Source organism: Micromonospora sp. MP36 (assembly GCF_008119785.1).
Classification (GTDB): domain Bacteria; phylum Actinomycetota; class Actinomycetes; order Mycobacteriales; family Micromonosporaceae; genus Micromonospora.
Window position 1 is genome coordinate 21,078 of record NZ_VSFA01000098.1, and the last position, 6,311, is coordinate 27,388.

Below are 6,311 nucleotides of genomic sequence, written 5' to 3' on the forward strand. Positions count from 1 at the left end.
GTTCAGCCGGTGGCAACGGACAACCTTAGAAGAGCCGTACCCAGTTCCGAGAACAACAGTCGGGGCAACGCCATCCAGCGGAGAAGGCGAAGATTATCCTGGTGACGGCGACACCACTGTCCGGGGGCGCGCGCCTCGCGGCGGTCAGGTCAGCGATTGCGACAGCATGGCGGTAAGCCGCCGGAGATTCTCCTTGGGCAGCGCCGCCAGCGGTGATTCCTTGAGCACGGCGTCGACCACGTGCGAGCGAGCGTCGCGTCCGGCGTCGGTCAGGACGAGGACTCGCTGCCGTTTGTCGTCTGCGGCGTTCTGGCGCTCGGCGAGCCCGGCCCGTACGAGCTGGTCGCAGATGTAGGTGAGGTTGGACGCGTTGCAGTGCATGCGCTCGGCGAGCGTACGCATCGTGGGCGGTGGGCCGTCCGGGTCAACGGCCCACAGCGCGAAGGCCATGACCGGGGTCAGCCCATGCCTGGCCAGGATGCCTGCGACGCGCTCGTCGGTCTGCTTGGTCACCTCATAGGTCGCCAACACTGCGGCCTCCAGTACGCGGAGGTGATCGGATCGCACGAGCAGAACTCTACCAACTACTTCAAAACTTGAAGCATGTGCGCTACGGTGAGCTCTAGATGCTTCAAATCTTGAAGGAGTTGGCATGGGGCCCGCGGTCGCTTGGGATCCTCGGGTTCTCCCCCCGCAGCACGGCAAGACGTTCACCGTCACCGGGGCGACCTCGGGCATCGGCTACTTCATCGCCGAGCAGTTCGCCGGAACGGGCGCAGACGTGGTGCTGCTGGGCCGCGACGCCAACCGCCTGACCGTTGCGCAGCGGGAGATCCGCCGCCGCTACCCGTCGGCATCGCTGCAAGCCGTCGAGCTTGATCTGGCCGACCTGGACTCGGTCACGCGCGCGGCCGATGCGCTGGCCGCGCTGGACCGGCTCGATGTGATCGTGGAGAACGCGGGCCTTATCTCCGCTGGCGCCCGCCGTCGGGCGACCCGGCAGGGGTTCGAGCTCACCGTCGGCACCAACTTCCTCGGCCACTTCGTGCTCACACTGCGGCTCCTGCCGATCATGGCGGCTACTCCCGGCAGCCGGGTCGTTCCCATGGGCAGCCATCTGACCCGCAAGATGCCGTTCGACCGGACGAACCTGCTCGGCGAGAAGACCTATCGGCCGCGGGTGGCGTACGCGCAGTCGAAGCACGCGGTGGAGATCTTCGGCTTCGAGCTGGACCGCCGCCTGCGCGAGGCAGGGTTGCCGGTCTCCTCCCTCGTAGCGCACCCAGGCAGCGCCCTCGACGTGGTGACCCCGCGCCGGGATGGGATCAACGAACCGATGTGGCTCGGCCGCGCGATCGCCCCGATGGTGGGGCGCTTGGTGCAGGGCAAGGACCAGGCCGCATGGTCACCGGTACGCGCCGCCCTCGATCCCGGCGCCGAAGGCGGTCAGTACTACGGTCCCGCACGACTGACCACCGGACCGCCGCGGCTTGCGACACCGGTCGCCTCCAGTGTCGACGCCGACAACGGGCAATGGCTGTGGGCGTATGCCGAGCGGCTAATCGCCGACACGGAGCCCGTCGAGCGTGAGGTCCAGCAGGCGCTCAGCCTGGCTGCGCTGTTCGGGCTTGCCGGAGGCCAAAGCGATGCCGGTGAGCGCGGCGAACATGTCGGCCGCCGTGATGTCGGATCGAATGGTGCCGGCCGTGGTTCCGGCGTCCAGGAGTGATTCGAGCGCGGCGAGCATCATCTCGTGGCTTTGCGCGTACGGGTTGACGCCTGACTCGACGAGCGCACGCAGCGCGTCGGCCATGCCCAGCTTGGCGGTGGCGTAGTCGATGAAGCGGCCCATCCATGCTCGCAGCGCCTCTCGTGGCGGCATGGTGGCCAGCAGGGCGGGGGCGGCGTCGCACAGTTTGGCGAGCTCGTTGCGGTACGCCGCCTCGATGAGCGACTCCCGGGTGGGGAAGTTGCGATAGAGGGTGCCCGATCCCACCCCGGCTTCCTTGGCGATGCGTTCAAGGTGGGCGTCGAGGCCGTCCTCACCGAAGATCCGCACCGCGGCGTTGAGGATCTTGTCCCGGTTCCGCTGGGCGTCTGCCCTGCGGGGGCGTTCAGCGGCCAACTGCGTTCTCCTGTCCTCCAGGGTTGATAAGTGGAGGCGTCTCCACTTATAGTGGCTAAGCGGCGACGCCTCCACTTCCAGTGTAGGGCCGACCGCACACGTCTCCCAACCCGCGCTGGCACGCCATCGCGCAGTCCATCGACGCTGCCCGCGCTCAGTGGTCATTGCGGCCCGGTCCGAACCGTCGCACGCGCAGCCTCGAAACGGCACGCCCTCGCACGCCGACACAGAAGGAGAGAACCATGAACCTGCCACTAGACGGAAAGGTCGCGGTCGTTACCGGCGGCGCATCCGGCGTCGGCCTGGGCATCGCCCAGGAGTTTGCCGGCAACGGCGCCCGAGTCGTCATCACCGACCTGCGACGCCAAGACCTGGACCAGGCCGTGGCAACCATCGGCCCGAACTGCATCGGGCTCGTCGCCGACGTCACGCGGCTGGCCGACATGCAGGCCATGTACGCCGAGGTTCACGCCCGCTTCGGACGGCTGGACGCCGTCGTGGCCAACGCCGGAATCGGCGCGCACGCACCCCTCACCGAGATCACCGAAGAGCAGTTCGACCGCACCTTCAACGTCAACGCCAAAGGCGTGCTGTTCACCGTCCAACCAGCGCTACCACTGCTGCGGCCCGGCGGCACCATCGTCATCCTCGGCTCCACAGCCTCCATCCAGCCACCGCGCGGAATGAGCCTCTACGGCGGATCAAAGGCCGCCGTCCGCAACTTCGTCCGCTCCTGGATCCAGGACACCAAAGGCTCCGGCATCCGGATGAACATCCTCAGCCCCGGCGCGGTCGACACCCCGTCACTGCGCAGCGCCCTCGCCATGGCGCAGGGAGCCGACCAGGTCGACACCGCAGTCAAGGCCATGGGTGAAGGCAACCCCACCGGCCGGCTGGCCGACCCGCACGAGATCGGCAAGGCGGCGATGTTCCTGTCCAGCGACGCCTCCAGCTTCATCACCGGTGTCGAACTGTTCGTCGACGGTGGCATGGCCCAGGTGTGACATCCCCCAGCCACCGATCTCACCTCTGACGACGGCCTGCGAACACACGCGGGCCAGAACAGGACTGCCTCATGCCGACACAGAACTCGATCCACACCGCCGCTGCGACGCCCGCCATCGCTGCCGACCGGCCCGCCGGCACAGCCAGCAGACTGGGTGTCGCCGTCGTACTTGGCGCGCAGTTGATGCTCGCCCTCGACACAACCATCGTCAATGTCGCCCTGCCCCGGATCGGACCCGGGCTCGGCTTCAGCCCGGCCGCGCTGTCCTGGGTCCTCAACGCCTACACCCTCGCCTTCGGCGGACTGCTCCTACTCGGCGGGCGCCTCGGCGACACCTACGGCCGACGGCTCGCCTTCCAGGCCGGCCTGGGACTGTTCACCGTCGCCTCCCTGCTGGGCGGGCTCGCCCAAACCCCAGAGCTGCTGATCGCCGCCCGGGCCATCCAAGGTGTCGGCGCCGCCCTGGCCGCACCCGGGGTTCTCGCTCTGCTGGCAACGAGCGCCCCCAACCAGGCCGGACGCCACCGCGCGCTCGCCCTGTTCTCCGCCGTCAGCATCGGCGGCGCAACACTCGGCCTCATCCTCGGCGGTCTGCTCACCGAGTACGCCTCATGGCGCTCGACGCTGTTCATCAACGTCCCCATCGGACTGACTGCCGTCATGCTGTCGCGCCGACACATCACCGAAACCCAGCGCCGACCCAACCGATTCGACGTCATCGGTGCCCTCTCAGCGACCGCTGCCGCCGTGAGTGTCGTCTGGGCCCTCATCGGCGCACCCGACTACGGGTGGACGCATCCCCGCACCATCAGCGGCCTCGCCCTGGGCGCCGTACTCCTGGCAATCCTCACGCTGACGGAGCGCCGCGTCCGCGAACCGCTGCTGCACCTGGGCCTGCTCCGCAACCGTCACCGGCTCGCCGGCCTGACGATCACCGGCATCGTCTTCGGCACCCAGATGTCGATCTTCTTTCTGATCGTCCAATACGTCCAGCAAGTCCTCCACTTTGGTGCGTTGGGAGCCGGACTGGCGTTCACACCCATGACCCTCGGCATCTTCGCCATGTCCCGCATCACACCACGCCTAGTAGCCAGGCTGGGCCAGACGCCCCTGCTGGTCACCGGAACCCTCGGCCTGACCGCCAGCTACCTGTGGCTCAGCGGCATCTCACCCACCGGCAGCTACCAGTCCGCGGTACTGGGGCCGCTACTGCTCAACGGCGTCGCCGCCGGCCTGACGTTCATGCCCGCAGCCTCACTCGTCCTCGGCGAGGTTGACCCCGAGCAGGCGGGATCAGCCTCCGGCCTGCTGCAGACCATCCAACAGCTCGGCGGAGCCATCGGGCTGGCCGTCATCGTGTCGATCTACGCCGCCGGTTCCGTGCCGGGCACCTTCATCCCAGGAGTACGCACCGCGATGATCGCGACCGCCGCGCTCGCCCTGACGGCATGCGTCACCGCCACGACCGCGACGCAGCCACGCCGGCGGCGGTAAGAACGCCTGCCAGCAGCGCTGTCAGCGTTGTTCCTTACCGCGCCACCGCTTCGATGTGTGACCGTTCGATACGAGGGGTGGGCGGGCGGAACTCACGACGGCGGCGACCAAATGGTGCCGCTGTCCGGCGTCCAGTACCAACCCGGTGACCTGGTCTGGCACGGCGAGCCGGACTGGCCGTACGTCGTGCTAGACGACTGGGCGAAGCCAGCGTCGGCATCCACACCGCCGGAAACCCGAGTGCCCGGGGCCTGCGGCACCGACCGCACCCAGTCGCGGCCGTGTTCGCCGTGACGCCTGTGTGCCGCGCGGGATGATCATTCCTCCCCAAGGGCCGTCTCCGATCAGATCACGTGTCCCCGCCCGCGAAGCGGCGGCGGGAGTCCTCGATGTGACCGAGGTGCTGGCGGGTCCAGGCGCACATCCCGTCGACCGTTGCCCGTAGGCCCCGGCCCGCCTCGGTGAGGGTGTACTCGACCCGGGGCGGCACGGTGGGGTGCACGGTCCGCTCGACCAGGCCGTTGCGCTCCAGCATGCGCAGGTTCTGAGTGAGCATCTTGTGGCTGATGCCCTCGACCACGTCGCGCAGCTCGCTGAAGCGCAGGGTACGTTCTCCGAGGAACTCGATGATCAGCAGCGCCCACTTGTTGGCGACGTCCGAGAAGATCTCCCGCGCGAGGGAGTCCGCGCGCATCAGGTCCGCGTCCTCGGGCGCGCCGCTGAACTGCTTGGTCACCATGAGGTTCCCCCGTCACCAAAAAGTGCGTTCTTCCATGTCAGCGGCCACTCTCCTACGGTTTCCCAGTAACCGCAAGAGACCACGAGCGGGTGCGCACGCTCGCCCGACGAGGAGGCAGGCAACATGGCCATCACCCTGGTGAACCCGCACGGACTACCCGAGATCGGCGCCTACCGGCAGGTGTCGATCGCGACCGGCGCGAAGCTGGTCTTCGTCGCCGGGCAGGTCGCCTGGGACGCCGACGGCGTCACGGTTGGCGACGGCGACCTCGCCACGCAAGTCGAACAGTGCTACCTCAACATCGGCACCGGCCTGGCCGGGGCCGGTGCCACCTTCGCCGACGTGGCGAAACTGACCGCCTACGTCGTCGACTGGACCCCCGACAAGATGCCCCTGTTCCTGATGGGGGCCGCCCGGGCGTTCGCGAAGCTCGGGATCACCCCGGCGCCGCCGGCCACGCTGCTCGGTGTCGCCGCTCTGCACGTACCGGAACACCTGGTCGAGATTGAGGCCACAGCGGTCATCGAATGACCAGCCCGGGCGGGCCTCAGTCGAAGATTAGTTCGTCGGGATTCTTGCCACCCGGCGCGGCGGATTGTGTGGGACGAGTCGCGTCGCCATGACGACAGTTCGCCGAGGGTGGGCCGTGCGGCGGTGTGTGCCTGGCTCCGGGCGGGGTGGTGGTCCACTGGGTGGGCTGCGGCGCGCTGGTCTTAGCCGCCAGCCGGGCCCGGCGGTCCTGGCGGGGGGTGGGCCGCGGGTCACGCCAACTTGTAGAACCAGGACTCGGACATCCCGAGGGCCCGGCAGGCCACCGCGTGCGGCACGTCGTGCTCGGTCCTTTCGGAAGCGATGAAGGCGGTCGCGCGCCAGACGGTCGCACTGGCCACCGTCTGGCGCGCGCCTTCGTCGTTAGGCTGCCTGCGCGGCGGCCATGGCAACGCCCG

At 68.5% G+C, this 6,311-nt stretch carries 7 protein-coding genes and 1 pseudogene; 4 read left to right on the forward strand and 4 right to left on the reverse strand.

All coding sequences use genetic code 11. From position 1 onward, the window contains the following. Positions 1-144 precede the first annotated feature (144 nt). Positions 145-567 (reverse strand): MarR family winged helix-turn-helix transcriptional regulator, encoded by a 423-nt coding sequence (locus FXF52_RS33880; protein ID WP_187413882.1) that lies wholly within the window; start codon positions 565-567, stop codon positions 145-147. Between the two features lie 85 nt (positions 568-652). Here FXF52_RS33880 and FXF52_RS43515 point away from each other — a divergent pair. Then, positions 653-1,258 (forward strand): annotated as a pseudogene (locus FXF52_RS43515) (SDR family NAD(P)-dependent oxidoreductase); the annotation flags it as partial. A gap of 300 nt (positions 1,259-1,558) precedes the next feature. Here the strand turns inward: FXF52_RS43515 and FXF52_RS33890 are convergent. Further along, positions 1,559-2,125 carry a TetR/AcrR family transcriptional regulator gene (locus FXF52_RS33890; protein WP_255472635.1) on the reverse strand — a complete coding sequence of 189 codons (567 nt, stop codon included), beginning with the start codon at positions 2,123-2,125 and terminating at the stop codon, positions 1,559-1,561. A gap of 242 nt (positions 2,126-2,367) precedes the next feature. On the opposite strand from FXF52_RS33890, the gene FXF52_RS33895 reads away from it, so the two are divergent. Both FXF52_RS33895 and FXF52_RS33900 read left to right on the forward strand, forming a co-directional pair. After that, complete coding sequence (locus tag FXF52_RS33895) at positions 2,368-3,129, forward strand: SDR family NAD(P)-dependent oxidoreductase (protein WP_148803334.1); 762 nt, start codon at positions 2,368-2,370, stop codon at positions 3,127-3,129. 71 nt (positions 3,130-3,200) lie between these two features. Continuing rightward, positions 3,201-4,625, forward strand: coding sequence for an MFS transporter (locus FXF52_RS33900; protein WP_148803336.1), 1,425 nt, complete (start codon positions 3,201-3,203; stop codon positions 4,623-4,625). Between the two features lie 349 nt (positions 4,626-4,974). On the opposite strand, the gene FXF52_RS33905 is transcribed toward FXF52_RS33900, so the two are convergent. Then, positions 4,975-5,364: a helix-turn-helix domain-containing protein gene (locus FXF52_RS33905; RefSeq protein WP_148803338.1), complete on the reverse strand. Its 390-nt coding sequence runs from the start codon at positions 5,362-5,364 to the stop codon at positions 4,975-4,977. A 123-nt stretch (positions 5,365-5,487) separates the two neighbouring features. Between FXF52_RS33905 and FXF52_RS33910 the strand changes: the two genes are divergently transcribed. Beyond that, positions 5,488-5,895, forward strand: coding sequence for a RidA family protein (locus FXF52_RS33910; RefSeq protein WP_148803341.1), 408 nt, complete (start codon positions 5,488-5,490; stop codon positions 5,893-5,895). Between the two features lie 230 nt (positions 5,896-6,125). On the opposite strand, the gene FXF52_RS42635 is transcribed toward FXF52_RS33910, so the two are convergent. Then, the coding region (locus FXF52_RS42635; protein WP_222870824.1) for a hypothetical protein at positions 6,126-6,311 on the reverse strand (186 nt) is incomplete at its 5' end.